General features: G+C 72.4%; 23 protein-coding genes. 14 read left to right on the top strand and 9 right to left on the bottom strand.

What is annotated here, in order from left to right; all coding sequences use genetic code 11:
- Positions 1–7: 7 nt before the first annotated feature.
- The 4 genes from R7226_RS01120 to R7226_RS01105 are packed head-to-tail and all read left to right on the top strand — an operon-like array spanning position 8 to position 3698.
- Complete coding sequence (locus R7226_RS01120; protein ID WP_318595176.1) at positions 8–970, top strand: ABC transporter permease; 963 nt, start codon at positions 8–10, stop codon at positions 968–970.
- Positions 963–1835, top strand: coding sequence for an ABC transporter permease (locus R7226_RS01115; protein WP_318595175.1), 873 nt, complete (start codon positions 963–965; stop codon positions 1833–1835). The genes R7226_RS01120 and R7226_RS01115 overlap by 8 nt, the downstream gene beginning before the upstream one ends.
- On the top strand, positions 1832–2824 hold the full coding sequence (locus R7226_RS01110) for an ABC transporter ATP-binding protein (protein WP_318595174.1): 993 nt from the start codon (positions 1832–1834) through the stop codon (positions 2822–2824). Before R7226_RS01115 ends, R7226_RS01110 begins: the two co-directional genes overlap by 4 nt.
- Entirely contained in the window at positions 2811–3698 is an 888-nt protein-coding gene (locus tag R7226_RS01105) for an ATP-binding cassette domain-containing protein (protein WP_318595173.1), read from the top strand. Before R7226_RS01110 ends, R7226_RS01105 begins: the two co-directional genes overlap by 14 nt.
- On the opposite strand, the gene R7226_RS01100 is transcribed toward R7226_RS01105, so the two are convergent.
- Both R7226_RS01100 and R7226_RS01095 read right to left on the bottom strand, forming a co-directional pair.
- Positions 3682–4413 (bottom strand): acetoacetate decarboxylase family protein, encoded by a 732-nt coding sequence (locus tag R7226_RS01100; RefSeq protein WP_318595172.1) that lies wholly within the window; start codon positions 4411–4413, stop codon positions 3682–3684. The two genes, R7226_RS01105 and R7226_RS01100, sit on opposite strands and share 17 nt — an antisense overlap.
- 2 nt (positions 4414–4415) lie before the next feature.
- The gene (locus R7226_RS01095; protein WP_318595171.1) at positions 4416–5432 is read right to left on the bottom strand and encodes a C-terminal binding protein; all 1017 of its coding nucleotides are present in this window, start codon (positions 5430–5432) and stop codon (positions 4416–4418) included.
- A gap of 83 nt (positions 5433–5515) precedes the next feature.
- Between R7226_RS01095 and R7226_RS01090 the strand changes: the two genes are divergently transcribed.
- From R7226_RS01090 to R7226_RS01065, 6 genes are all read left to right on the top strand, one after another.
- The gene (locus R7226_RS01090; protein ID WP_318595170.1) at positions 5516–6901 is read left to right on the top strand and encodes a hypothetical protein; all 1386 of its coding nucleotides are present in this window, start codon (positions 5516–5518) and stop codon (positions 6899–6901) included.
- Positions 6898–7647 (top strand): SDR family NAD(P)-dependent oxidoreductase, encoded by a 750-nt coding sequence (locus R7226_RS01085; RefSeq protein WP_318595169.1) that lies wholly within the window; start codon positions 6898–6900, stop codon positions 7645–7647. The genes R7226_RS01090 and R7226_RS01085 overlap by 4 nt, the downstream gene beginning before the upstream one ends.
- Complete coding sequence (locus R7226_RS01080) at positions 7644–8768, top strand: mandelate racemase/muconate lactonizing enzyme family protein (protein WP_318595168.1); 1125 nt, start codon at positions 7644–7646, stop codon at positions 8766–8768. The genes R7226_RS01085 and R7226_RS01080 overlap by 4 nt, the downstream gene beginning before the upstream one ends.
- The gene (locus R7226_RS01075) at positions 8765–9562 is read left to right on the top strand and encodes an SDR family NAD(P)-dependent oxidoreductase (RefSeq protein WP_318595167.1); all 798 of its coding nucleotides are present in this window, start codon (positions 8765–8767) and stop codon (positions 9560–9562) included. Before R7226_RS01080 ends, R7226_RS01075 begins: the two co-directional genes overlap by 4 nt.
- Positions 9559–10521 carry an MBL fold metallo-hydrolase gene (locus R7226_RS01070; protein ID WP_318595166.1) on the top strand — a complete coding sequence of 321 codons (963 nt, stop codon included), beginning with the start codon at positions 9559–9561 and terminating at the stop codon, positions 10519–10521. Before R7226_RS01075 ends, R7226_RS01070 begins: the two co-directional genes overlap by 4 nt.
- Before the next feature lie 201 nt (positions 10522–10722).
- Entirely contained in the window at positions 10723–13299 is a 2577-nt protein-coding gene (locus R7226_RS01065; RefSeq protein ID WP_318595165.1) for a glycosyl hydrolase family 28-related protein, read from the top strand.
- Positions 13300–13395: 96 nt separating this feature from the next.
- On the opposite strand, the gene R7226_RS01060 is transcribed toward R7226_RS01065, so the two are convergent.
- Both R7226_RS01060 and hisD read right to left on the bottom strand, forming a co-directional pair.
- Positions 13396–16194 carry a PKD domain-containing protein gene (locus tag R7226_RS01060; RefSeq protein WP_318595164.1) on the bottom strand — a complete coding sequence of 933 codons (2799 nt, stop codon included), beginning with the start codon at positions 16192–16194 and terminating at the stop codon, positions 13396–13398.
- Positions 16195–16249: 55 nt separating this feature from the next.
- On the bottom strand, positions 16250–17542 hold the full coding sequence (gene hisD, locus R7226_RS01055) for a histidinol dehydrogenase (protein ID WP_318595163.1): 1293 nt from the start codon (positions 17540–17542) through the stop codon (positions 16250–16252).
- Positions 17543–17651: 109 nt separating this feature from the next.
- On the opposite strand from hisD, the gene R7226_RS01050 reads away from it, so the two are divergent.
- Positions 17652–18668: a LacI family DNA-binding transcriptional regulator gene (locus R7226_RS01050; RefSeq protein WP_318595162.1), complete on the top strand. Its 1017-nt coding sequence runs from the start codon at positions 17652–17654 to the stop codon at positions 18666–18668.
- Here the strand turns inward: R7226_RS01050 and R7226_RS01045 are convergent.
- Positions 18665–19291 carry a protein-L-isoaspartate(D-aspartate) O-methyltransferase gene (locus tag R7226_RS01045; protein WP_318595161.1) on the bottom strand — a complete coding sequence of 209 codons (627 nt, stop codon included), beginning with the start codon at positions 19289–19291 and terminating at the stop codon, positions 18665–18667. The genes R7226_RS01050 and R7226_RS01045 overlap by 4 nt on opposite strands.
- Before the next feature lie 46 nt (positions 19292–19337).
- On the opposite strand from R7226_RS01045, the gene R7226_RS01040 reads away from it, so the two are divergent.
- A complete protein-coding gene (locus tag R7226_RS01040; protein WP_318595160.1) occupies positions 19338–20255 on the top strand; it encodes a polysaccharide deacetylase family protein in 918 nt (305 codons plus the stop codon).
- A 2-nt stretch (positions 20256–20257) separates the two neighbouring features.
- Here R7226_RS01040 and R7226_RS01035 read toward each other — a convergent pair whose 3' ends face one another.
- The 3 genes from R7226_RS01035 to arfB all read right to left on the bottom strand — a co-directional run bounded on the left by R7226_RS01035 (position 20258) and on the right by arfB (position 23480).
- Positions 20258–22534: a putative bifunctional diguanylate cyclase/phosphodiesterase gene (locus tag R7226_RS01035; protein ID WP_318595159.1), complete on the bottom strand. Its 2277-nt coding sequence runs from the start codon at positions 22532–22534 to the stop codon at positions 20258–20260.
- A gap of 145 nt (positions 22535–22679) precedes the next feature.
- On the bottom strand, positions 22680–23030 hold the full coding sequence (locus R7226_RS01030; protein ID WP_318595158.1) for a DoxX family protein: 351 nt from the start codon (positions 23028–23030) through the stop codon (positions 22680–22682).
- A 36-nt stretch (positions 23031–23066) separates the two neighbouring features.
- Entirely contained in the window at positions 23067–23480 is a 414-nt protein-coding gene (gene arfB, locus R7226_RS01025) for an alternative ribosome rescue aminoacyl-tRNA hydrolase ArfB (protein WP_318595157.1), read from the bottom strand.
- 154 nt (positions 23481–23634) lie between these two features.
- Here arfB and R7226_RS01020 point away from each other — a divergent pair, with 154 nt between their 5' ends.
- Together R7226_RS01020 and R7226_RS01015 are read left to right on the top strand one after the other, a co-directional pair.
- Positions 23635–23904, top strand: coding sequence for a type II toxin-antitoxin system HicB family antitoxin (locus tag R7226_RS01020; RefSeq protein ID WP_318595156.1), 270 nt, complete (start codon positions 23635–23637; stop codon positions 23902–23904).
- Positions 23905–23912: 8 nt separating this feature from the next.
- The gene (locus tag R7226_RS01015; RefSeq protein ID WP_318595155.1) at positions 23913–24329 is read left to right on the top strand and encodes a PIN domain-containing protein; all 417 of its coding nucleotides are present in this window, start codon (positions 23913–23915) and stop codon (positions 24327–24329) included.
- A 9-nt stretch (positions 24330–24338) separates the two neighbouring features.
- Here R7226_RS01015 and R7226_RS01010 read toward each other — a convergent pair whose 3' ends face one another.
- Positions 24339–24599, bottom strand: coding sequence for a LapA family protein (locus R7226_RS01010; RefSeq protein WP_318595154.1), 261 nt, complete (start codon positions 24597–24599; stop codon positions 24339–24341).
- Positions 24600–24628 lie beyond the last annotated feature (29 nt).

Here is a 24628-nt window from a genome sequence, read left to right as displayed (position 1 = left end):
GGCTGACGTGCTCCGGTTTGTCATCCGGCGGGCGGCGATCAGCATCCTCATGCTGGTCGCCGCGTCGGCCCTCGTCTTCGCGATCCTGCGGCTCCTGCCGGGCGATCCGATCATCACGCGCCTCGGCGCGACCGCCGGTGCAAACCCGGAAGCGATCGACCAGCTTCGCCGCGAGGCGGGGCTGGACGATCCGATCTTCACGCAGTACCTGCGCTGGCTCGGCGACATCTTCACCGGTGACTTCGGCCAGTCGTACTTCAGCCAGTTCTCCGTCACCGAGCTGATCAGCCGGCGCATCGGCCCGACGCTCGAGCTGACGGCGGTCTCGATCGTCTTCGCGCTGCTGATCGCCGTGCCGTTGGCGGTCTTCTGCTCGCTGCGCCGCGGCAGCTGGTTCGACCGCGCCGTCACGACCGGCTCGACGGTCGGCCTGGCGCTCCCGCAGTTCGTGCTGGGGATCCTGCTGATCCTGATCTTCGCCGTCGAGCTGCAGTGGCTGCCGGCGCGCGGGTACATCCCCTTCAACGAGGACCCGGCCGAGAACGTGCGGCGGATGATCCTGCCGGCGCTGACGCTCGCGATCGCGGCGGCACCGTTGATCCTGCGCTACCTGCGCGCCTCGATGATCGAGGTGCTCGACTCCTCCTACATCCGCACGGCCGAGGGCAAGGGCGTCCCGCACCGCCGCGTCGTGATCGCGCACGCGCTGCGCAATGCGCTGATCCCCGGCCTGACGATGCTCGGCATGGTCATCGGCTACACGCTCGGCGGCGTCGTGATCATCGAGTACGTCTTCGGGATCCCGGGGTTGGGATCGCTGGCGGTCGAGTCGGTCTTCAAGCGCGACTACGCCGTCCTGCAGTCGGTCGTGCTGCTGATCTGCGCGCTGTTCATCCTGACCACGCTGCTCGTCGACGTCCTCTCCGAGTTCCTCGATCCCCGGCTGCGGACTGGAAGATCCCATGGCTAGCCCTGCGACGCTCTCTCTCGCCGGCCGCTTCGGCGGCCGTCGCCGCCGCGTTCCCCGCCACGGTTCCGGCACGACGATCGCCGCGATCGCGGTGCTCGCCGGGATCGTGCTGCTGTGCGCGATCGGCCCGCTGTTCGCGGACGATCCGGGCGTGCTCGACAACGCCAACCGCTTCGCCGGGCCAAGCGCCGCGAACTGGTTCGGCACCGACCAGCTCGGTCGCGACCTGTTCGCGCGGATGGTCGTCGGCGGCCGCATCTCGCTCGGGATCGCAGCCGGCGCGACCGTCGTCTCGATGCTGCTCGGAGCGCTCTGGGGTTTCACCGCCGCGCTCGCCCGCGGCTTCTTCGACGAGCTGCTGATGCGGCTCGCCGACGTGACGATGGCGATCCCGCAGCTGCTGTTCGCGCTCGTCTTCGTCGCCGCCTTCGGTGCGACCACCGCCGGCCTGGCGCTGATCATCGGCGTGCTGCTGACGCCGGTCACCGCGCGCATGATCCGCAGCGCCGTGCTGACCGAGCTGCAGTCCGACTACACGCAGGCGGCGGTCGCCTACGGCGCCTCGCGCTGGCGCCTGGTGCTGCGCGAGATCCTCCCGAACGTCTCGGCGCCGCTCGGCGTGCAGGCGTCGATCAACGCCGCCAACGCGATCATCCTGGAGGCGGCGCTGAGCTTCGTCGGCCTCGGGGTCCAGCCGCCCGACGCCTCGTGGGGGACGCTGCTGCAGCAGGGCTACCAGAAGATCTACCAGTCGACGAGCGGCGTGATCATCCCCGCGCTGGCGATCTTCCTGACGATCTGGATGCTGAACCTGCTCGCCGACCAGCTCGGCGGCACCGACGACGTGCGAGGACGAACGGGATGACGACGGACACGGTGCTGGATGTGCGCGACCTGCGCGTCGCGTTCGGCGATGTCGAACCGGTGCGCGGCATCTCCTTCAGATTGCGCAGAGGCGAGCGCCTCGGCCTCGTCGGCGAGTCGGGCTCCGGCAAGTCGCTGACGGCGCTGGCGATCATGCGACTGGCGCGCCGCGCCCAGCTCTCCGGCGAGGTGCTGCTGGAGGGCGAGGACCTGCTGACGCTGAAGCCGCGCCAGATGGAGAAGGTGCGCGGCGGCCGCGTCGCGATGGTCTACCAGGATCCGATGTCGGCGCTGAACCCCGTCTACACCGTCGGCAAGCAGCTGGAGGAGGCGATCCGGCTGCACAGACGGCTCGACCGCCGCGCCGCGCGCGAGCGCGCGATCGAGCTGCTCGACGACGTCGGCGTCCCGCATCCGCAGCGGCGCGTCGAGCAGTACCCGCACGAGTTCTCCGGCGGGATGCGCCAGCGCGTGATGATCGCGATGGCGATGTGCGCCGATCCGACGGTGCTGATCTGCGACGAGCCGACGACCGCGCTCGACGTCACGACACAGGCGCGGATCATGGACCTGCTCGACCGGCTCGTCGAAGAGCACCACACGGCGGTCGTGCTGATCACGCACGACCTCGGCGTCGCCGCCGGCTTCTGCGACAACGTGCAGGTGATGTACGGCGGGCGGATCGTCGAGCGCGCGGAGGCGGAGGCGCTCTACCGCGCCTCGCTCCATCCCTACAGCGAGGCGCTGCTGGGCGCAGCGGTCGACCTGAATCTGGAGCTCGGCGTGCCGATCCCGACGATCGGCGGCTCGCCGCCGCTGGCCGGCTCGCTGCCGAGCGGGTGCAGCTTCCATCCCCGCTGCGCGTGGGCGCAGGACCGCTGCCGCACCGAGGTGCCGCTGCTGAGAGAGGTCGCGGGCCGGCTCGTCGAGTGCCATCGCGCCGACGAACGCGCCGCGGCCGTCAAGGAGGAGACGCATGTCGGAGCCTGAGACCACACCGTCCGGCGCGGCCCCCGTGCCCGCCGCGCCGGGCGCGCCGCTCGTCGTCGCAAGCGGGCTGACGAAGCACTTCCGCCTGGGCTCGAGAGAGACGCTGGTCGCGCTCGACGACGTCTCGCTGGAGATCCGACGAGGCGAGACCTTCGGGCTCGTCGGCGAGTCCGGCTCGGGCAAGTCGACCGTCTCGCGCGCGCTGCTGGGACTGCTGCCGCTCGACGCCGGCAGCGTCCAGTTCGACGGGCTGGAGGTCACGAGACTGAAGGGCGGCGAGCTGCGCCGGCTGCGCAAGCGGATGCAGATGGTCTTCCAGGATCCCTTCGCCGCGCTCAACCGGCGCCAGTCGGTCGCGCAGATCGTCGCCGCGCCGCTGGAGGCGCACGGCATCGGCGACCGCGCCTCGCGCGCGGCGCGCGTCGAGGAGATGCTGGACCTCGTCGGGCTCGGACCCGCCTACAGAGAGCGCCGTCCGCGTGAGATGTCGGGCGGCCAGTGCCAGCGCGTCGCGATCGCGCGCGCGCTCGCGCTCGACCCCGAGCTGGTCGTGCTCGACGAGTCGGTCTCCGCGCTCGACGTCTCGATCCAGGCGCAGGTGCTGAACCTGCTCGGCGAGCTGCAGCAGCGGCTCGGCCTGACCTACCTCTTCATCAGCCACGACCTCGCGGTCGTCCGCTACATGGCGTCGACGGTCGCCGTCATGCAGCGCGGCAGAATCGTCGAGCGCGGCAGTCGCGAGCAGCTGTTCCGCTCCGCCGAGCACGAGTACACGCGGCAGCTGATGAGCGCCATCCCGGCCGTCGACCCGACGGTGGAGCGTGCGCGCCGGCGCTCGGCGCGCACGGAGGCCGGCGTCAGTAGCGGTGGATGACGCGGCCCGGAGGCAGCGTCAGGTCGATCAGGCGGTGCGTCGCCCCGCGCACCGTCCGCACGGGCAGCTGATGGATCGGCACCTGCGCGTTCGGGCGCAGCTCGACGGTCGCGGGGCCGGTCCAGCACTCGTGCACGATGACGTCCTCGAAGTCGCGCACGACCAGCTCGCGGCGCACGTCGGCGCCGTCGAGCGGCAGCACGCGCAGGTTCACGTTCGTCCCGCTGCCGGGCACGAGCGCCTCCAGCAGGTCGGGCGCGCAGGCCTGCTGCTTCCAGCAGATGGTCGCCGTCAGCAGGTCGATCCCGTTGCGCTCGACGCGCCCGACGAGCAGGTCGCCATCCGGTCTCAGCGTCACGCGGCCGGCCTTCTTCGGCTGCCCGTACAGCTCGCGCCCGGCCGCGACGGCGGCGTCGGAGTCGAGCACGAGGAAGGGCGAGTACATCGCCGGGGCGCCGTCGGGCAGCCGCACCGGCAGCTGCACGGCCGACTCGCCGTAGACGCCGAAGAACTCGGCGTCGTGCATCCAGTAGACGTTGACCAGCACGAGCGGCGCGGCCAGCTCCAGCGGCTGCGGCAGCAGCGCGTCGGCGGCGGCCGCGTCGGTCTCGTAGACGACGGTCAGGATCTCGGTCCGCCGCAGCCGGATCGGCAGCGGCGGCACCAGCGGCGCGCCGTAGGGGGTTCCGGAGATCGTGCGCGGGTCGAAGGTCATCGTCAGATCATCGCGCGCGCGGCGCGCGCGTCGGCATATCCGGGGTTGACGATCGTCGCGACCGGGCGGCCGTCGAGGAAGTCGGCGACCTGCTGCGCGGCGCGCTGCTCGAGCTCCTGCAGCGCGACCGGGGAGTACCAGGCGGCGTGCGGCGAGAGCTGGAGGTTGGGCGCGTGACGGAGCGGGCTGTCGAGCGGCAGCGGCTCGCGCTCGAAGACGTCGAGCGCGGCGGCGCCGAGCTGGCCGGAGGCCAGTGCCGCGGCGAGCGCGACCTCGTCGATCAGACCGCCGCGGCAGGTGTTCACGAGCGCGCTGCCCGGTCGCATCCGCGCCAGCGCCGGCCCGTCGAGCAGATGCCGCGTGGCGTCGGTCAGCGGCGCATGCACGCTGACGAGGTCGGCGCGCTCGAGCAGTTGCTCGAAGGTGGCGGCCGTGTGCCCGTCGGCGGCGATCCGCTCGTCGCCGACGTGCGGGTCGTGGACGACCACCTCGAAGCCGACGCCGGCGGCCATCTCGGCGACGCGCGCGCCGATGCGGCCGTAGCCGATCACGCCGGCGGTCACCGCGGTCGTGCGCTGTGCGCCGGCGCCGTCGGCGGCGGCGGCCCAGCGGCCCGCGCGCAGACCGGCGTCGAGCTGCGGCAGCCGCCGCGTGAGCGAGAGCATGAACGCGAGCGTGTGGGTCGCGACCTCCTCGACGCAGTAGTCGGGCACGTTCGCGACCGGGATGCCGGCCGCGGTCGCGGCGGCGACGTCGATCATGTCGTAGCCGATCCCCAGCCGGCTGATGAAGCGGCAGCGCTCCAGCTCGGCCAGCACGGCCGCCTCGACAGGGGCCCACTGCACGATCAGCGCGTCGGCGCCGGCGGCGGCCGCGCGCACCTCGTCGGACGTGCGACAGGCGGCACGGCGCACCGTCCAGCCCGCCGGCTCCAGCACGCGCTCGGCGACGCCTTCGGTCGGCAGGTCGGAGTCTGTGACGACGACGACGCCACGGTTGCGCCCATCGCTCGCGGTCATGCGGGGTCCATCCTCGATCAAGTTGACGGAGTAGAGCTAGATACTATAGCGTCTAGCAAGATAGTGATCAATGTGAGGGATGCATGAGGACGATCGCCGCACCAGGATTCGCAGGCTCGATCGGCGTCGCCCGGCGTGACGTGACGCCGCCGATCGGGATCGCCCAGAACGCCTGGGGCCCGGCGGTCGAGCGCCGCTCGACCGGCGTCCACCGGCCGCTCGAGCTGACGGCGCTGGCGATCCGCGACAGAGCCGGCGCTCCGCCGCTCGTGCTGGTCGCCTTCGACGGCTCATGGTTCCGCTCGCCCGATGACGAGTGGCACATCCGCGAAGCCGTCGTGGAGGCTGCCGGCGGCGACGAGGCGCGCGTGCTCGTCACGCTCAGCCACACGCACTCCGGGCCGCTGTTGACGCGTGCGGCGGCCGACTGGCCCGGCGGCGAGCTGATCGCCCCCTACCTCGACGCGTTGCGCGAGGCGGCCGGTGCGGCCGCGCGCGAGGCGCTCGCCGGCACCGTTCCCGCGACGCTCGACTGGGCGACGGGTCGCAGCGACGTCGCGGGCGCGCGCGACCTGACCGTCGACGGACGGCCGCTGATCGGCTGGAACCCCGACGCCCCGGCTGACGACACGCTGCTGGTCGGTCGCGTCAGCAGCGCCGACGGCGCCGTGCTCGCGACGATCGTCAACTACGCCTGCCATCCGACGACGCTCGCGTGGCAGAACACGCTCACCTCGCCCGACTACGTCGGCGCGCTGCGCGAGACGGTCGAGCGGGCGACCGGCGGCGCGCCATGCCTCTTCCTGCTCGGCGCCGCCGGCGAGCTCGCTCCGCGCGAGCAGTACACCGGCGACGTCGCCGTCGCCGATCGGCACGGCCGCGCGATCGGCCACGCCGCGCTCGCCGCGCTGGAGGGACTGCCGCTGCCCGGCTCGGCGCTGGCGCTCCATCCGGCGGTCGAGTCGGGCGCGCCGCTGGCGCCGTGGTGGCCGGTCCCGCATGCCGCCTCCGAGCGGCTCGCGGCGACCGTCGAGGAGGTCGAGCTGTCGCTCAAGCCGCCGGTGAGCCTCGACGAGCTGGAACGGCGCTGGGCCGACGTCGATCCGCGCAGCCGCGAGGAGCGGATCCGCCGCGCGGCCGAGCAGCAGGCGAACCTCACGAGCGGATCGTCGGTCGTCTGGCCCGTGCGCGTCTGGCAGCTCGGCGACGCCTTCGTCGTCGCGCAGGGCGGCGAGTGCTATTCGAGCTTTCAGCGCGAGCTGCGGCGGCGCCATCCCGACCGCGCGGTGGTGGTCATGAACCTGACCAACTGGCCAGGCCAGGCCTACCTCTCGCCGGCCGAGCTGTACGCCAGCGACGACGCGTACACGGTCTGGCAGAGTCCGCTCGCGGAGGGCTGCCTGGAGTTGACGATCGAGGCCGCGGCGACAGCCGTCGCGCGGCTGGTGGACGAGGAGACTGCGCGATGAGCGCGAGAACGGCAGTCATCACCGGGGCACGCGGGGGGATCGGGCGCGCGACGGCGCGCCGGCTGGCGGCGGAGGGGTGGACGGTCGCATCGTTCGACCTGAGCGCGCCGGAGCAGCCCGACGCGGCGATCGAGGATCTGCTCGTCGACGTCACCGACCAGCCCGCCCTGGAGGCCGCCGCGCGCGCCTTCGCCGCCGCCAACGGCGGCCTCGGGCTGTTCGTCAACAACGCCGGCATCACCGTCCGTGCGCCGCTGGAGCAGCTGACCGTCGAGCAGTGGCGGTCGGTCGTCGAGGTCAACCTGCACGGGACCTTCAACGGCACGCAGGCGGCCGGCCGCATCATGCTCGAGCAGGGCGCGGGGTCGATCGTCAACATCGCCTCGATCGCCGCCGAGCGCGGGCAGCCGGGACGCGCGCCGTACGGCGCGACGAAGTCCGGGATCGTCGGACTGACGAAGGCGGCCGCGGTCGAGTGGGCGGCGCGTGGCGTGCGCGTCAACGCCGTCGGACCTGGCTACGTCGACAGCGGCGTCTACCAGGCGGCGCTCGCGACCGGCTCGCTCGACGGCGACGAGGTGCTCGCGCGGATCCCGATGGACCGCGTCGCCGACGCCACCGAGATCGCCGCCGTGATCGCCTTCCTCGCCTCGCCGGCCGCCTCCTACATCACCGGCCAGGTGCTCTACGTCGACGGTGGCTTCCTCGCCGACTTCGGCATCGGCGTCGTCGGGACGGCGAGATGAGCGACGCCGTCCGCGACGTCCGCGTCACGACCGTGCGGCTGGCGCTGCCGCAGCCGCTGCGGCTCGGCCCGATCGAGGTCGTCTCGCGCGAGTACGCGGCGATCACGGTGACGACCGCGGACGGCCTGCGCGGACACGCCTACTGCCTCACGCGGGAGGCGCCGGTCGCGGCGCTGGTGGAGCGGCTCGTGACGCCGCACCTCGTCGGTCGCGATCCGGAGCCGGTCGAGCGGCTGTGGGACTCCGTCCAGCGCGCGAACATGATGATCGCGCGCTCCGGCCTCGCGCTGCGCGCGATCGGGCTTGCCGACGTCGCGCTGTGGGACATCCGCGCCCAGCGCGCCGGGGTGCCGCTGTGGCAGCTGCTCGCGCGCGAACGCGGCGCCGCGGGACCTGCCGCCGACGGCAGCGCGCCGGCGCTGCTGGTCGCCGCCTACCCGACGCCCGACCGCACGCCGGGCGAGATCGCCGAGGAGGTCTTGGCCGGCGCCGCGCGCGGCTTCGCGCGCGTGAAGATCAGCCGTGATCCCGATCCCGCGCGGATGCGCGAGCTGATCGAGCGCATCGTCGCCGGGCTGCCGAGCGGCTGCGAGCTGGTCGTCGACTGCGGCTTCGTCTGGCGCGACGCCGACGAGGCGCTGGCGGAGCTGGCCCAGTGGGGCAACCCGCGGCTGGCGTGGCTGGAGGACCCGCTCGTGCCCGAGGACGCGCTCGGGACCGCGCGCGTGCGACGCGAGAGCGGCTTCCCGATCGGCGCCGGCGACGAGGTGACCGAAGCGCGCACCCACATCGCCCTGCTCGACGCCGACGCCGTCGACGTCCTGCGCGTCGACCTGCTCGCGCTCGGCGGCGTGACGCCCGCGCTCGACGTGCTCCGGCGCGCCGCCGTGGCCGGCGTCGAGCTCTCGTTCCACGTCTATCCCGAGATCAGCGCGCAGCTGGCGGCGGCGCAGACGCCGCCAGCATGGGTCGAGCTGTTCGACGGGGAGGTGCCCGGCGGCAACCCGTACGATCCCGCCCACCGCCTGAGCGCGCGTCCGGCGGTGTTGCGCGACGGTCGTCTCGTGGCGCCGGATGCGACCGGCCTCGGGCTGGAGTTCGACAGGGAGCTGGTGCGATGAAGAGCGTCGTCGTCACGGGAGCGGGAGCGGGCATCGGGCGCGCGATCGCCGAGCGCCTCGCGCGCGACGGCTGGGCCGTCGTCGGCCTGGAGCGCGACGCCGCGTTCGCGACCGAGGTCGAGGCGGCGCTCGCCGCCGTCGTCGTCGGCGACGTCGCCGAGCGGGCGACGCTGGAGGAGGCGGTCGCCGCCGCCGAGCGTCTCGCGCCGCTGACGGGCTGGGTCAACAACGCCGGGGCGACCTCGCAGGGGACGCTGCACGATCCCGATCCCGAGCAGGTGCGGCGGCTGCTGTCGGTCAACGTCGAGGGCACCTACTGGGCCTGCTCGACGGCCGTGCGCGCCTTCACCCGCGCGGGGACGGCGGGCGCGATCGTCAACATCTCCTCGATCCACGGCCGTCGCGGCGCCGTCGCGCACGCCGCCTACGACACGTCGAAGGGTGCGATCGAAGCGCTCACGCGTCATGTCTCGACCGCCTATGGGCCGTACGGGATCCGCGCCAACGCGATCGCGCCCGGCGCGATCCACAGCGCGCAGCTCGACCGCAGTCTCGCGGACTCCGCCGGCGGCGCCGCGCGCCGTGCGGCGTTGGAACGCCAGGCGCCGTTGCGCCGGATCGGCCAGCCGGCCGAGATCGCGTCGGTCACCGCCTTCCTGCTCTCCGACGAGGCGTCGTTCCTCACGGGCCAGTCGATCGCCGTCGACGGCGGCTGGAGCACCGCGCTGGTGCCGCCGGTGCTCGACGACGAGCTTGCCGAGCGCTACGGGATCGGGCCCGAGACGGACGCATGAGCCGCGCTCCGGCGCGCCGCATCGAGCGGGTCGAGGAACAGCTCGACGACGGCCGCTTCCTCTGCGTCTTCCTGCTGATCGGGAGCGCGGGGGCGGTACTGGTGGACACCGGTCTCGCGGCCACTCCGGAGCGCACGATCGCGCCCGCGCTGGCGCGCCTCGGTCTCGCCTGGGAGGACCTGCGCGCGGTCGTCGTGACGCACGCCGACGTCGACCACGCCGGCGGCCTCGGCGCCGTGCGCCGGCTCGCGCCGCGCGCGGCGGTGCTCGCCGGCGCCGCCGACCGGGCGCTGATCGAGTCGAGCGAGCTGCTGCTCGCGCGGCGCTATCGCGAGTTCCGTGACGAGCACGGGATCGACCAGCCGGAAGCGTTCTCCGCGTGGGTGCGCGCGAACGCCGACGACGGCGCGATCGACCTCGCGCTGGGAGGCGACGGCACGCTGCGCGTCGATGGGGAGTGGACGGTCGAGCTGCTGGCGGCGCCCGGCCACACGGCTGGCCATCTCGTCGTCCACGACGCCGACAGCGCGACGGTGATCGCCGCCGACGCGGTGCTCGGCGGCTTCTCGCCCGGCGCCGACGGCGAGCCGGCGTTTGCGCCGACCTACCGTTTCCTGCCCGGCTACCGCGAGACGATCGCGCGGCTGGCGGAGATCGCGCCGCGGCGCCTGCTCTGCTCCCACCTGCCGCCGTTGGAGGGCGGCGCGGTCGCCGCCTACCTGCGCGAGAGCAGCGACTTCGCCGACCGCTGCGAGGCAGAGCTGCTGGCCGCGCTCGACGGCGGCGGTCCCAGCACGCTGGCCGAGCTGATCGAGGCGATGGCGCCCACCGTCGCGACCTGGCCCGACGCGGCGCGCGACACGCTCGCGCAGCCGCTCGTCGGTCACCTCGAGGAGCTGTGCGCGCAGGGGCGCGCACGGCGATTGCCGGGCCGCCCCGCGCGTTACGCGCGGGGCTGATCGCCTGCGCCGCTCCGCCCTGACCGCCTGACGCTCTCGCGTCAGTGCGATCAACGAAGACTCAATTGTGCAACCGGAGTCATAGCGATGAACGACTCGCTGTGCCGGTCACTGTGAGCGGGTCGATCGTCCGAATTGCTTGCGCTCACGCACCTCGAGTGATAGCTATAGCATTTAGTATCTAGCCTAGAGGAGCGTGGAATGCGGTCGAAATTGTGGTTCACGGCGGTCCTCGCCGTGCTGTTCGCGTTTCCAGCCGTCGCGCACGCGGCTGGCAGAGTCATCGATGTCAAGCAGGCGGGCTACGGCGCCGTCGGCGACGGCACCACCAACGACCGAGCGGCGATCCAGAGCGCGCTCGACGACGTCGCCGCGGACGGTGGCGGCACGGTCGTGATCCCGGCCGGGAACACGTTCCTGACCGGCTCGTTGAGAATCGGCAGCGGCACGACGTTGAGAGTCGACGGCACGCTGCTGCAGAGCCAGGACACCGCCCACTACTCACCGGCGGTCGAGCGCGGCCACGACCGCGCCGTCCCGCGCGCGCAGTGGGACCACATGTGGCTCGCCAATCAGCCGTTCCTCTTCTCGAGCCATTCGAGAGACGTGACGATCGAGGGCAGCGGCACGCTCAGAATGACGCGCGAGCCGTCGGAGGAGCAGACGATCCACATCTCGCCGATCGGCTTCTACAGAGTCGACGGCTTCGAGATCCGCGACGTCACGCTGCTCGACGCGATGGGCTACAACGTCGCGCTCTACTCGACCAGACACGGTCTCGTCGAGAACGTCACCGCGCACGTCGCGCTCGCCGGTCACGGCAGCAGCGACGGCTTCAGCATCCAGAACTCGCAGCACCTGCGCATCACGCGCAACGACATCATCTCCAGCGACGACGGCATCTACGTGTGGTCGTCGTACAGAGATCCGCGCGGCACGAGCTGGTGGTCGAGCGACGAGCCGCAGCCGTCGAAGGACATCGAGATCGACCACAACGTCGTGAAGGTGTCGCCGGCCTGCTGCAAGGCCGTCGCGATCATCGCGTGGGGCGCGCAGGCGCCGGACGTCAACCAGGTCGCGATCAGCGACATCGACGTCCACCACAACAGACTCGAGGCCCCCGAGGCCGTCGGCTGCTGGTGCGACGACGTGATGACTCCCGAGGTCGGCGACCAGGCGCCGATCTCGCGGGTGCGCTTCGCCGACAACGAGTACATCGGCTCGACCAGCTCCAGCATGGCCGGGGCGCGCATCTCCGATCTGGAGACCGACTTCGGCCAATCCTCGACGATGAGATTGCAGAACCAGGCGTTCGACCTCCACGGCCTCGCGTGGTGGAGCGCCGTCGGCGATCCGGTCGTCGAGCAGCGTCCCGACGGCGACTGGGCCGCCAGAGTGCAGGGCGCCGCGGGCGCGCGCACGGCGATCTACCAGGGCATCTCGCTCGGCGACAGACACTGGGGCGCCAACACGGTGACGTACCGGCTGACGGCCGAGGTCGCCGTCAGAGGCGAGCCGTTGCGGCTGTTCGCGTACGAGACCTGCACCGGCGCGACGATCGCCGAGCGCTGGGTCGACGGCGCCCGCCGCCACCCGGAGCTGCTGGAGTTCAGAGCGAGCGCCTGCGGCAACGTGCGGATCGGGCTCGACAACGGCGGCGACGGCGGTGCGACCGGCACAGCGCACCTCTACGAGCTCGACCTGCGGTCGGAGAACTTCGCCGTGCTGGCGACCGATCCGACGGTGACGACGACCGGCTCATGGCTGGTCTTCGGCGCCGCCGGCGACCTCGGCGGGTCGCACCTCCTCAACCACCCGCCCGAGCAGCCGGCGACCGTGACGATCCCGTTCCACGGCACGCGCGCCGTCTTCCTGGCGTCGAAGGACGTCAACCTCGGCGAGGCCGAGATGTCGGTCGACGGCGCTGTCGTGGGGAGAGTCAGCTTCGTCGGGCCCGAGCGCGTCGACGGCGTGGAGGTCTTCAACACCGGTCCGCTCGCGCCCGGGGATCACACGATCACGATGCGCCCGCTGAGCGGCTACAGCGTCTTCAACGCGCTGCTGGTCGAGGACCAGCTCGTGCCGATCGAGCCTGGGGCCGCGCCGGCGGTCGCCGGTCCGAGGGAATGGCTCGACCGGATCGTCACGGTCGCGCCGGTCGAGGGCGCGACGGCGGAGGTCGAGCTGTTCGGCCCCGAGGACGAGCGGATCGCCAGCTACCCGCTCACGGGCAGAACGCGCAAGACGGCGATCGAGCTGCCGGACGCCGACGGCACCTACGCCGTCCGCGTCCGCTACCGCGCGCCGTCGGGGACCGTCGTCAGCGCCGAGACGGCGGTCGTGCTCGACCGCACGGTGCCGACGCCGCCGGTCGATCCGAGACCGCAGCCGCAGCCGCAGCCCCAGCCGAGACCGCAGCCGAGACCGGCCCCGGTGCGCGCGACGATCGCGGCCGTCAGAGGCGCGCAGACGATCGGTCGCGCGGGCGTCGCGAAGCTGGCGACGGTGAGCTGCCCGGAGAACGTCGTGAGCTGCCGCGTCAGCGTGCCCGCGCGCGTCACGGTCAAGCTCGGCGGCAAGCGTTACAGCGTCGCCGTGGTGGCCGCCAAGACGGTCAGAGGCGGCGCGAAGGCGGCGGTCGAGGTGCGCCTGCCGAGAGCGCTCGCCGCGAAGCTCGCCGGCCGCCGCGTCGCGATCGTGGCGAAGGTGACCGCCAGCGCCGGCGGCCCCGCGACGACGCGCACGGTGCGCGTCACGCTCAAGGGCCGCACGCGCTGAGCGGCCGGTGCCGCGCCGGGGGGAGGGAGTCCGGCGCGGCACCCGCTCGCTCGCGGCGGCCGGCCCTCCCCAAGGGCCCGGCCGCCACGTCTTGCGCTACCGGACGGCGCGCGCCGGCACGACGAGCCGGTGCGCGACGCCGTTCACCCGCAGCTGCACGACGACGCGAGCGTTGCCGCGCAGCCGCTGCTTGGGACGCAGCGTGACGGTCGCGCTGCCGCGGCCGGTCGCTCGCGCCGTCACGCCGGCGGCGCGGAACGTGCCGCTGATGCGCGCGGCGGTGCGTGCCCGCGCTCTCGTCGTCGTGACCGCGCAGCGGACCGCGGTGCGGCGCTTGACGAGCGTGCAGCGGACCGCGACGGTCGGCGTCTCGCCCCTCGCTCCGGTCTCGCCCTTCGCTCCGGTCTCGCCCTTGGCGCCCGCGTCACCCTTCGCGCCAGGCTGGCCGGCAGCGCCGGCTTCGCCCTTCGCGCCGGCGCCGCCCGCCGGGCCTGCCGGGCCGGTGGCACCCGCGGCGCCGTCGGCGCCCGGCGCCCCTGCCGCCCCGTCACTGCCGGACCCACCGGCCGGTCCGGCCGGTCCGATCGCGCCCGCCGGTCCGTCGGCGACGACGATCGTGCGCGTCGCCGTCGTCGTCTCGCCGTGCGTGTCTCTCGCCGTGATCGTCACCGTGTAGGTGCCGGCCGCGTCGTAGACGTGCGCGACGCGCGAGCCTCTGAGCGAGGTGCCGTCGCCGGTTCTCCACTCGACCGTCACGCCGCCGCCGAGCGGCGCCCACGCGGGCGCCTCGACGTAGACCGGATGGCCGACCAGCGCTCTGCCCGGCACGACGACCGTGCCGAGGTCCGGACGCAGCTCCTCCAGGTGCGCGTCCGGCGCGGCCGGGCTGGCCCACTCCGGCAGCACGAGCGCGTCGAACGTCGTGTGGATGCCGCTCGACGCCGGGTTTCTGCGCCCGGACGTCGTCAGTCTCAGCGTGTGTCTGCCGGCGCTCAGCGTGCCGCTGTCGAACTTCAGCAGGCCGCCGATCTGCGGGCCGTAGAAGTCGGCGTCGCCTCTCGCGACACCGTCGAGCTCCAGTTCGCCGATGCCGCCGAACGGCTTCTCGGCCGCGTACAGCTTCGCGCCTCTGCCATTGAACGCGATCGAGATCCACGCGCCCGCCTCGCCGTTCTGGTGGTCGGTGCCGCCGGCGTCCCAGCCGGACCAGTCACGCGCCCACGTCCCTCTCAGGACCCAGCGCGGATCCTCCGAGTCGATCACCGGCATCTCCAGCGCGGCGTTGTCGATCAGCGCCCACGCGCCGTTGGCGTCGGTCCGCTCGATCCCGACGCGCACGAGCCCGCAGCTCGCCTCGACGGGGATCAGCAGCCGCTCGCGACGGAGCGTGCGCGGCGCGACCAGCCGGCGGGCGAGCGTTCTGTTCGTGCAGGTGTCGCGCGCGACGAGCGCGAAGGCGTGGCCGCTGGTGACGACGTCGGCCTCGAACGTGTAGACCGCTCTGGTGCCGAGCCCGAAGCGGTTCATCTGCAGGTCGGCCGCGTTCTTGAACGCGATCCCCTGGTAGAGGCCGGCCTGCTCGCCGCGGCGCGCCTCGAGGAAACCGGCGAAGCTGCCGCTGCGCTGCGCGAACGCGGCCTCGGCCGCCTCCGGCACGTCGGCCGCTCTGTCGGTCGCGCCGGCGTTGCCCTCGGGGCTCCACCAGACGGCGGCCGTCTGCTCGAAGTCGCCGTTCATCAGCGCGTGCACGTTCGCGAAGTCGATCTGGAGGCGCGAGTCGGTGAAGTACGGCGGCACCCACGAGTAGAACGGCCACATCTGACCGCTGACCGTGTTTCTCTCCATCACGACGCGCGTCATCGGCGCCTGCTCGCCGCGCCGGATCGGCTGGATGAACGGTCTTCTCTCCGGGTTGAACGGGTTGTCGCAGTCGCAGTTGACCCAGGTGTCGTTGAGCGAGACCAGTCTGTTGTCGTGGATCCAGAGGTCGGAGATCTCGGCGTCGCGCTTGTCGGTCGGCGTGCTGGCCCACGGCAGGAAGGCGATTGCGTTGCGGGTGCCGAAGTTCTCGATGTCGTTGAAGGCGATCTCGACGTCGTGCAGCGGCGTCGACGTCGCCGAGCTCCACCACGAGCCGATGTCGCGCGGGTCGAGGTGCTTGGTCTCGAGCACGATTCCGTCGTCGCTGGTGCGGACCTTGTTGTGCAGCACCTTCACGTGCTGCGAGCCGCTGACGACGATGCCGTCGGCGCCGAGGTCGGGCGACGTTCTGACGTCGACGTTGGCGACGACGCCATTGCTGCTGTGCAGCATCGTGATGATCGTCGTGCGCGCCTCGCGGATCGTGATGCCGCGCACGGCGAACCGTCTCGCCTCGTAGAAGCCGACCGGGATCACGTCGATCCGTCTCGCCTGGTCGGGCAGCACCGTCATCTGCAGCAGGCCTCTGCCGACGAGCGCGACGTCGTGGACGCCGACGGCGCCGACGAGCGGATCGTTGTGGAAGTAGGCGCGATGCCACGGGATGTCGGTCGGCATGTCGAGACCCGGGATCGGGGCCTTGCCGTAGTCGGCGACGTCCTGGCTCTGTCTGAGCGTGCCGTCGAGCCGCAGCGTGACGCCCGATCTGAGCATCACGCTGCCCGTCAGGAACTCTCTGCCGGCCGGGATCACGACCTCGCCGCCACCGGCCGCGCCGATGTCGTCGATCGCCTGCTGGATCGCGAGGCGGTCGTTGGTGACGCCGTCGCCGACGGCGTTGTAGGGGGCGGCCGTCACGTCGGCGGACGGCTCGCCAGCTGTCGCCGCGGCGGCGGGGACGCTTGCGCCGCAGGCGACAGCAGCGGTGACGGACGCGCACAGCAGCGCGCGCCGTCCCGCGGAGGGGATGGACATAGACCTTCTCTCCTTGCTCAGCGCCGCGGCGGCGACCCCGCCGCGGCGCGTTTGATCACCGCGCGCCGGTCAGCGCGTCGGCGTACTTGCGCACGCGCACGTCACAGCTGCGTGCGTGGCCCTCGAAGTGCTCCAGCCGGCATTGGCGCGCGCAGATCTCCCCGATCCGCGCGCTCGCCGCCGGGTCGCACTCCTGGTAGGTCACGGTCTTGAGGTACTTGCCGACCCAGAGGCCGCCGGTGTAGCGGGCGGCGCCTGCGGTCGGCAGCACGTGGTTGGTGCCGATCGCCTTGTCGCCGTACGCGACGGTCGTGCCCTCGCCGAGGAAGAGCGCGCCGTAGTTGCGCAGACGGTCGAGGAACCAGCGCGGCTCGGCGGTGAGGATCTCGACGTGCTCGTAGGCGTAGTCGTCGGCGAGCGCGGCGGCCTCCTCCGGCGTCGCGACGACGTGGACGGCGCCGTGGTCGCGCCAGGCGGGGCCGGCGACGTCGGCGGTCGGGAGCGTCGCGAGCTGGCGCTCGACCTCTTCGAGCGTCTCGCGCGCGACGCGCTCGCTGGTCGAGATCAGCACGGCCGGCGAGGTCGGGCCGTGCTCGGCCTGGCCCAGCAGGTCGGCGGCGACGATCTCCGGGTCGGCGCTGCCGTCGGCGATCACGAGGATCTCCGTCGGGCCGGCGAAGAGGTCGATCCCGACCTCGCCGAACAGCTGCCGCTTGGCCTCGGCGACGTAGGCGTTGCCGGGACCCGCGAGCACGTCGACGCGAGCGATCGTCTCGGTCCCGACGGCCATCGCGGCGATCGCCTGGACGCCGCCGAGGATGCGGATCTCGTCGGCGCCGGCGAGCTGCATCGCGGCGACGGTGAGCGCCGGCGGCGCGCCGTCGAGCGGCGGTGTGCAGGCGATCACGTGCTCGACGCCGGCCGCCTTCGCGGTCACGATCGACATCGCCGCGGAGGCGATCATCGGGTAGCGACCGCCGGGGATGTAGGCGCCGACGCGCCCGACCGGCACGTTGCGGTGGCCGAGTCTGACGCCGGGCAGCGTCTCGACCTCGATGTCGAGCAGCGACTCGCGCTGGGCGCGCGCGAAGGTGCGCACCTGCTGCTGGCACCAGCGCAGGTCCTCCAGCGCCTGCTCGTCGACCTGCTCCATGCAGGCGGTGATCTGCTGCTCGTCGAGGCGGAAGTCGGTCGGCTCCCAGCGGTCGAATCTGGCCGAGTAGTCGCGCACGGCGGCGTCGCCGCGCTCGCGCACGTCGGCGACGATCGCGGCGACCGTCGCGGCGACGGCCGGGTCGCTGCCGCCCGTCGTGGCGGGTGCGGCGGGGCGTTTCAGATCGACGGGCACTGTCCTTGCTCCTCTCGTGGCTTCGGAGTCACGATACGAGTCATGCGGTGGCAAAGCAAGTGCGGTGATCGCCGAGGTGACGATCTCCCATATGCTTCAGCGCTGAGTCATGCCCGTCACGAGCCGCGACATCGCCCGCGAGATCGGCCTCTCGCAATCGACCGTCTCACGCGCGCTGCGCGGTGATCCGCGCGTCGCGCCGGAGACGCTCTCGCGCGTGCAGGCGGCGGCCGAGCGGCTGCGCTACATCCCGGACGCCGCCGCGCGCAGCCTCACGACCGGCCGCACCGACAGAGTCGGCGTCGTCGTCTCCGACATCACCAACCCCTTCTATCCCGAGATCGTCGAGGTGCTGCACGCCGAGCTGCTGCACGAGGGCTACGCGACCGTGCTGCTGAACGAGCCGCTCGGCGCCGACCTCGCCAGACAGCTGCGCGGGCGCTCGGTCGACGGCCTGATCGTCGTCGCCGCGACGCTCGACGCGACCTTCGTCGAGCAGCTGCCGCGCACCGGCATCCCGCTCGTGCTGCTGAACCGCTACGTCGACGGCGTCGCCGTCGACCGCGTGCTGTCGGACAACGTCGCCGGCGGGGCACTCGCCGTCGAGCATCTGCTCGACCTCGGCCACCGCCGCATCGGCCTGATCGCCGGCCCGGCCAACACCTCGACCGCGCGCGACCGCGAGCAGGGGCTGCGCGCCGCGCTGGCGCGGCGCGGCGTCGCCTTCGACGAGTCGCTGCGCCGCGAGGGCCCGTTCTCCCACCACAGCGGCCATCAGCACTGCAGCGAGCTGCTGGGCGGCGAGCGGCCGCCGACCGCGGTCGTCTGCGCCAGCGACGTCGTCGCCTTCGGCGCGCTCGACGCCGCCAAGCGGCTCGGCGTCGCGGTGCCCGAGCAGCTCTCGGTGATCGGCTACGACGACGTCGAGATGGCCGGCTGGGAGGCGTTCGCGCTGACCACCGTCCGCCAGCCGATGACGCAGATGGCCAAGCGCGCCGTGCGCGTGCTGCTGGAGCGGTTGCAGGGCGCCGGTGCCGTGCCGCCCGTCGAGGCGGCGCCGATACGCGAGATCTTCCCGCCGCACCTCGTCAAGCGCGAGACGACCGCACCGCCGCCCGCCCCTTAGGGCTCGCCCTCCACCAGCGGCACGAAGCGGACCGCCTCCAGTCCCGTCCGCCGCAGCGCCGCGCCGTCGGCCGAGCGCTGCACCAGCACGAGCTGCTGACCGTCGCCGCCGACGGGCGCCACCAGCCGCCCGCCCGGCGCGAGCTGCTGCTCCAGCGCCGTCGGCAGGTCCCACGCCGCCGCGGCGACGTTGATCGCGTCGAACGGCGCCGCCTCCGGCAGCCCGCGCGAGCCGTCGCCGGCAATCACCGTGACGGCGTCGCCGCCGATCCCGGCCGCCGCCAGGTTGCGCTGCGCCCAGCCGCTGAGGTCGGGATGGCGCTCGATCGTCCACACGTGCGCGGCGAGCTGCGCCAGCAACGCGGCGTGCCAGCCGGAGCCGGTGCCGACGTCGAGCACGCGGTCGTCGGGCCCCAGCTCCAGCAGCTCCAGCATCCGCGCGACGATCAGCGGCTGCGAGATCGTCTGCCCGCGCCCGATCGGCAGCGCCGCGTCGTCGTAGGCGCGGTCGAGCAGGTGCGGCGGCACGAACAGCTCGCGTGGCACCGCGGCGATCGCGTCGAGCACCCGCTCGTCGTCGATCAGCGAGCGCAGCGAGCGCACGAGCCGGGCCGCCGGATCCATGTGACGGGGTCTTCCCGTCCGTCTCTGCCACCATGCTGGGTCTCGCATGTCAGGGGTCCCGCCGCACATCCTGCGCCGGCGCATCGTCGCGCTGCTGGTGCTCGTCGCCGCGCTGCTGCTGGTCGTGGTCGTCGTCGCGCGCGTGCTCAGCGGCGAGGACGGCCCGCAGACGGCCCGCGCCGGCGAGACGACAGCGACGACCACGAGAGCCGCAAGAAGAGCGGCGAGAAGAGCCGCCGTCGACCCGACCGCCGCGCGCGACATGGGCGAGCCCGGCCCCGCCCGCCCGGTGCCGATCCTGATGTACCACGTCACGACCGATCCGCCGGCCGACGCGCCCTTCCCCGACCTCTACGTGAGAGCGTCCGAGTTCGCCGACCAGATGCAGGCGCTGCACGACGCCGGTTACGTCGCCGTCACCCAGCAGGAGGTGTGGGACTTCTGGCACAGAGGCGGCCCGCTGCCGGCGAGAGCGGTCGTCGTCTCGATCGACGACGGCTACCACTCCAACTTCGCCAACGCCCGCCCCGTGCTGAGAAGACTGGGCTGGCCGGCCGTCCTCAACCTCAAGGTCGGCAACCTGCACGAGCCGACCTACGGTCTCACCGACGGCCAGGTCAAGCAGCTGATCGCCGACGGCTGGGAGATCGACTCGCACACGATCGACCACCCCGACCTGACGACCGTCGACGCCGCCACGCTGGCGCGCGAGATCGGCGAGTCGCGCAGACGGCTGCAGAAGGCGTTCGGCGTCCCCGTCAACTTCTTCTGCTACCCGGCCGGCAGATACGACGACGCGGTGATCGCCGCCGTCGAGCAGGCCGGCTACCTCGCGGCGACGACCGTCAACCCCGGCCTCGCCGAGCCCGACGACAGCGCCCGCTTCGCGCTCAACCGCGTGCGCGTCAACGCCGGCGTCTCCGGCGCCTCGCTCGTCGGCCAGCTGCAGGGTCTCGGCGCGTAACGTCAGCCGAGCAGCTCGCCGAGCTGGTGCACGTCGAGCAGCTGCGCGACGTCACCGGGCGACTGCGGTCTGGCGAAGTGGAAGCCCTGCGCGACGTGGCAGCGCATCGTCCGCAGCACGGCGGCCTGCTCGGGCGTCTCGACGCCCTCGGCGACGGCGTCGACGCCGAGCGAGCGGGCCAGCTCGACGATCGCGGTCACGATCGCGCGGTCCTCGCCGCGCAGCACGAGCCCGTCGATGAACGATCTGTCGATCTTCAGCACGTCGACGGGCAGCAGCTCGCGCAGGTGGCTGAGCGACGAGTAGCCGACGCCGAAGTCGTCGATCGCGAGCTTCACGCCGAGCCGCTTGAGCATGTGCAGCGACTCGATCGCGGCGTCGGGATCGGCCATCACGGCGCTCTCGGTGATCTCGAGGCAGAGCCTGTCCGGTGGCAGGCTCGCGCCCTCCAGCGCCCCGCGCACGGTCGCCGCCAGGTCGGTCGCGCCGAGCTGGCGCGGTGACAGGTTGACCGCGACGACGACCCCGTCGCCACCGTTCTGCGCGTTCCAGCGGGCCGCCTGGCGGCAGGCCTCGCGCAGCACCCAGGCGCCGATCGGGACGATCAGGCCGCTCTGCTCGGCGATCGGGATGAAGCGCCCCGGCGAGACCGGGCCGTGCTGCGGGTGATCCCAGCGCAGCAGCGCCTCGACCGCGACGATGCGGCCGCTCTCCAGCGACACCTCTGGCTGATAGACGACGCGCAGCTGCCCGCGCGTGAGCGCGTCGCGCAGGCCGCTCTCCAACTCCAGCCGTTCGACCGCCCTGCGCCGCATCGTCGTGTCGAAGACCTCCGCGCGCGCCTTGCCGCGCTCCTTCGCGCGGTACATCGCGGCATCGGCGTCGCGCAGCAGTGTCTCCGGCGAGCGCTCGTCGTCGTCGGGCCCGGCGATCGCGATCCCGAAGCTGGCGGTGACGAAGCGCTGTTCGCCGTCGAGCACGAACGGCGCGCGCAGCGCGGTCGCCATCCGGTCGGCGACCTTCAGCGCGCGGTCGGTGTCGTCGACCTGCTCGATGCAGACGGCCAGCTCGTCGCCGCCGAAGCGCGCCAGCAGGTCCTCCGGCCGCAGCACCCGCCGCAGCCGCTCGGAGACGTTGCGCAGCAGGCGGTCGCCGGCCTCGTGGCCGAGCGAGTCGTTGATGACCTTGAAGTTGTCGAGGTCGACGAAGATCACGGCGACGCCGCGTCTGCTCTCACTGCCGCGTTCCAGCGCCTCCTGCAGCCGCGCCGCCAGCTGGGTGCGGTTGGGCAGGTCGGTGAGCGGGTCGTGGTTGGCATTGTGCGCCAGCTCCTGCTCGACCTGCTTGCGCTTGGTGAGGTCGAGCACCTGCACGACGTAGTTCTGCAGCGTGCCGTCGTCGTCGAGCATCTGCGAGAGGCTCCAGAGCCCCCAGCCGACGGTGCCGTCCTTGCGCAGGAAGCCGAACTCGAGGTCGCGCTGGTCCTCGGCTGGCGGCCAGTTGTCGCGGTGGGTGTCGCGCACGTCGTCGGTGCAGAGGTCCCAGATGAACAGCTCCGCAAGCTCCTGCGCGCTGTAGCCGGTCTTGCGCTGCAGCGAGCGGTTCGCCTCGATGATGCGCCCGTCGCGGTCGATCAGCGACATCCCGAGCGGAGCGTCGTCGAAGGCGCGGTGGAAGCGCCGTTCGCTCGCGCGCAGGTTCATGCGGACGGAGTCGTTGGCCTTCCACGTCGCCATGCTGGCGATCCCGAGCGCTGCGACGAAGCCGCCGTGGATCCCCGCCCACAGCCACGGGCTGCGCTCGTCTCCCTCGCCGTGCTCGTAGACGGTGCTCGGATCCATTGCGCCCATCAGACCGTGCTGCAGCACGACGTAGGCGAACGCCAGCAGGTAGGGGAACCACTCCTCGTAGGCGGCGAGCGCGACGACCATCACGAAGTAGTGGAAGTGCGCTTCGATCGTGCCGTCCCACAGGTGCACGAGGATCGCCGAGCAGGTCAGCAGCCCGACCGTGACGGCGGCGGCGCGTCCGCGGCGGCCGAGCCGCTCGACCTGCGCGAGCGCGGCGCAGAGGACGATCGGCGTCATCTCCAGCAGCGCGTGCGGGACCCCGGTGCCGCGCGCCAGCGCGAAGGCGAACAGCGCCGGGACGTGCGCCCACAGCAGGATCAGCAGGCCGGCGTGGCGTCTGTGCCAGACCGCGTCAGGCAGTTGATGGCCGCGCGGGATCCACGCGAGCGCGCGCGTCCGGACCCGACGAGCCGTGGAGACTGCCTCCATGCCATCTTGATCGGTGCGCGACACACCGCTCTGAAGGTCGAATCCGGTATGAACGTGGCGCGTACGCGCCATGTTGTCACCGTGATGTCACGGTGAAGGAACCGGACTGTTTACCAGTGAATTTCGGTGTGATGCGATGTGGCGGTCAATCGCGGCCGGCGGCGTGGGCCCAGGCGATCAGCAGCAGCTGCAGCGGCAGGCGCGCCAGCAGCGCGACCTGTCCACCGGGGATGGCGCGATAGCGCTCAGGATGGAGCGCCATGTGCAGGTTGGCGGGGAAGACGGCGACGAGCGTCGCGATGCTCAGCCAGCCGCCGGCGCGGCGCGTGCGCGGGTGCAGCGTGGCAGCACCCGCGACGATCTCGGCGACCCCGCTGGCGTAGACCAGCTCGCGGTGAGCCGGCAGCCAGTCCGGCATGATCGACTCGTAGATCCGCGGCTTGGCGAAGTGAAGGATGCCGGTGAAGACGAAGACCGGACCGAACAGGCGGCGCATGCGGCGGAGGCTAGCGCGCAGGTGTGGCACGGCGCCTCAGTCGTCGCCGCGCGGCGGGCGCCGTGCCTGCTTGCGTGCTGAGTTGCGCTGCTTCGCCTGCGCGTGGCGTCTTCTCGACGCTCGTGTCGGTCTCGTCTTCGTCCGCGGGCGGGGGACGGCGAGCGCGGCAGCGAGCCGTTCGCGCAGGCGCTCGAGCGCCAGCTCGCGGTTGACCGCCTGGCTGCGGGCGTCCTGCGACACCGCCGTCACCCGCCGCCCGAGTCTCGCGGCGATGCGCGCCTTCTGCCACGGCGCCAGCGTCGCGGAGGCGTCGACGTCGAAGACGGCCTCGATCCGGGATGCGGTCACGTTCGCGTGCTGCCCGCCCGGGCCCGAGGAGCGGCTCGCGCGCAGCGTCACCTCCGACAGCGGCAGCGCGAGGTGGTCGGTGATCGGCATCGGATCGTCCACGCCGTCCAGTATCGCGATCGGCGCCGCTCGCTCGCTCTCAGACCTCCCTTGCTCGCCCCTCTGCAACAGGGAACGCGCAGTCTGCAACATCTGTGCTTCTTCCCTGCAAATTGCGGCCCTTGCCCGCTTGAGATAGCCGGGATATCCTGCTCTCATGGCCAAGGTGCTCGTAACCATCGAAGATCCCCTCCTCAAGCGCATCGACCGCACCGCTCGCGATCGCGGCCTGACGCGCAGCGCCTACATCTCCGACCTCGCGCGCAGAGACCTCGACGCGCAGATCGGCCCCGGCGCCGACCCCAAGGTTCATGAAGCGCTCGACAACCTGCGGGCGCTGTTCGCAGACGCCGAGTACGCGACCGATGAGGACGTCACGAGCCTCGTGCGGAGAATGCGCGACGAGCGACTGGACCGCTTCTCGTGATCGACCTGGTGGTGGACGCCAATGTCGTGCTGAAGTGGCTGAGACCGGATGAGCTGCCATCCTCACGGGAAGCCGACCTTCTCTACGTCGCCCACAAGGCGGGTCGTGTCCGCGTCACGGCTCCGACGATGCTTCCGTTGGAGGTGTTGAACGTGACGGCGCGCAAGTGGCGCGTCGCGCCGGCGGTGGTCGCTGAGACGGCGCACTGGTTTGATGTGCTCGGTCTTCAGCTGGCGGCGCCCGACCTGCCGGCCGTCGCGCGCTGGGTCAAGACCGGCCTCAGTGCCTACGACGCCGCGTACGTGGCGGTCGCGGAGGCGATCGGGGCAGAGCTGATCACCGCCGACCGGCAGATCGTCGCGGCGGCACCCGGCCATGCGCGGTCGCTCGCCGACGTCGCGGCCGTCCCCGGCCTCGGCGGCTGAGCGCGCCGCTCAGCTGTCGCGCCGGCCCTTGCCGCCGCGCCGGCCCAGCACCATGCCGATCGCCGCGCCGATCAGCAGGCAGAGGACGATCACGATGATCAGCGGCAGCTTCGCCGAGCCGAATATCAGATCGACTCTGACCTGCTCGAGGTTGACGATCGCGAAGAGGGCGGCGATTGCCGCGAGGATCGCGACCGCGATCAGACGTGCTCTGTCTCTGCTCGAACGGGTTGTGGCGGTTCCGTCGGGGTCCTGCGCGGGAGAGGCCATGGGCCGGGATCATCCCCGACCCGGCCTCC

The organism is Conexibacter stalactiti, assembly GCF_033542075.1.
Taxonomy (GTDB): Bacteria; Actinomycetota; Thermoleophilia; order Solirubrobacterales; family Solirubrobacteraceae; genus Conexibacter; species Conexibacter stalactiti.
This window is presented reverse-complemented; position numbering and strand designations above follow the sequence as displayed.

Excerpts from the sequence above, each read along its gene's own strand:
- R7226_RS01090 (WP_318595170.1), top strand. The coding sequence starts at position 5,516 with ATGAGGACGATCGCCGCACCAGGATTCGCAGGCTCGATCGGCGTCGCC.
- R7226_RS01075 (WP_318595167.1), top strand. The coding sequence starts at position 8,765 with ATGAAGAGCGTCGTCGTCACGGGAGCGGGAGCGGGCATCGGGCGCGCG.
- R7226_RS01020 (WP_318595156.1), top strand. The coding sequence starts at position 23,635 with ATGGCCAAGGTGCTCGTAACCATCGAAGATCCCCTCCTCAAGCGCATC.
- R7226_RS01050 (WP_318595162.1), top strand. The coding sequence starts at position 17,652 with ATGCCCGTCACGAGCCGCGACATCGCCCGCGAGATCGGCCTCTCGCAA.
- R7226_RS01080 (WP_318595168.1), top strand. The coding sequence starts at position 7,644 with ATGAGCGACGCCGTCCGCGACGTCCGCGTCACGACCGTGCGGCTGGCG.
- R7226_RS01105 (WP_318595173.1), top strand. The coding sequence starts at position 2,811 with ATGTCGGAGCCTGAGACCACACCGTCCGGCGCGGCCCCCGTGCCCGCC.
- R7226_RS01085 (WP_318595169.1), top strand. The coding sequence starts at position 6,898 with ATGAGCGCGAGAACGGCAGTCATCACCGGGGCACGCGGGGGGATCGGG.
- R7226_RS01095 (WP_318595171.1), bottom strand. The coding sequence starts at position 5,432 with ATGACCGCGAGCGATGGGCGCAACCGTGGCGTCGTCGTCGTCACAGAC.
- R7226_RS01045 (WP_318595161.1), bottom strand. The coding sequence starts at position 19,291 with ATGGATCCGGCGGCCCGGCTCGTGCGCTCGCTGCGCTCGCTGATCGAC.
- R7226_RS01100 (WP_318595172.1), bottom strand. The coding sequence starts at position 4,413 with ATGACCTTCGACCCGCGCACGATCTCCGGAACCCCCTACGGCGCGCCG.
- R7226_RS01040 (WP_318595160.1), top strand. The coding sequence starts at position 19,338 with ATGTCAGGGGTCCCGCCGCACATCCTGCGCCGGCGCATCGTCGCGCTG.
- R7226_RS01010 (WP_318595154.1), bottom strand. The coding sequence starts at position 24,599 with ATGGCCTCTCCCGCGCAGGACCCCGACGGAACCGCCACAACCCGTTCG.
- R7226_RS01035 (WP_318595159.1), bottom strand. The coding sequence starts at position 22,534 with ATGGAGGCAGTCTCCACGGCTCGTCGGGTCCGGACGCGCGCGCTCGCG.
- R7226_RS01110 (WP_318595174.1), top strand. The coding sequence starts at position 1,832 with ATGACGACGGACACGGTGCTGGATGTGCGCGACCTGCGCGTCGCGTTC.
- R7226_RS01070 (WP_318595166.1), top strand. The coding sequence starts at position 9,559 with ATGAGCCGCGCTCCGGCGCGCCGCATCGAGCGGGTCGAGGAACAGCTC.
- R7226_RS01060 (WP_318595164.1), bottom strand. The coding sequence starts at position 16,194 with ATGTCCATCCCCTCCGCGGGACGGCGCGCGCTGCTGTGCGCGTCCGTC.
- R7226_RS01030 (WP_318595158.1), bottom strand. The coding sequence starts at position 23,030 with ATGCGCCGCCTGTTCGGTCCGGTCTTCGTCTTCACCGGCATCCTTCAC.
- R7226_RS01115 (WP_318595175.1), top strand. The coding sequence starts at position 963 with ATGGCTAGCCCTGCGACGCTCTCTCTCGCCGGCCGCTTCGGCGGCCGT.
- R7226_RS01065 (WP_318595165.1), top strand. The coding sequence starts at position 10,723 with ATGCGGTCGAAATTGTGGTTCACGGCGGTCCTCGCCGTGCTGTTCGCG.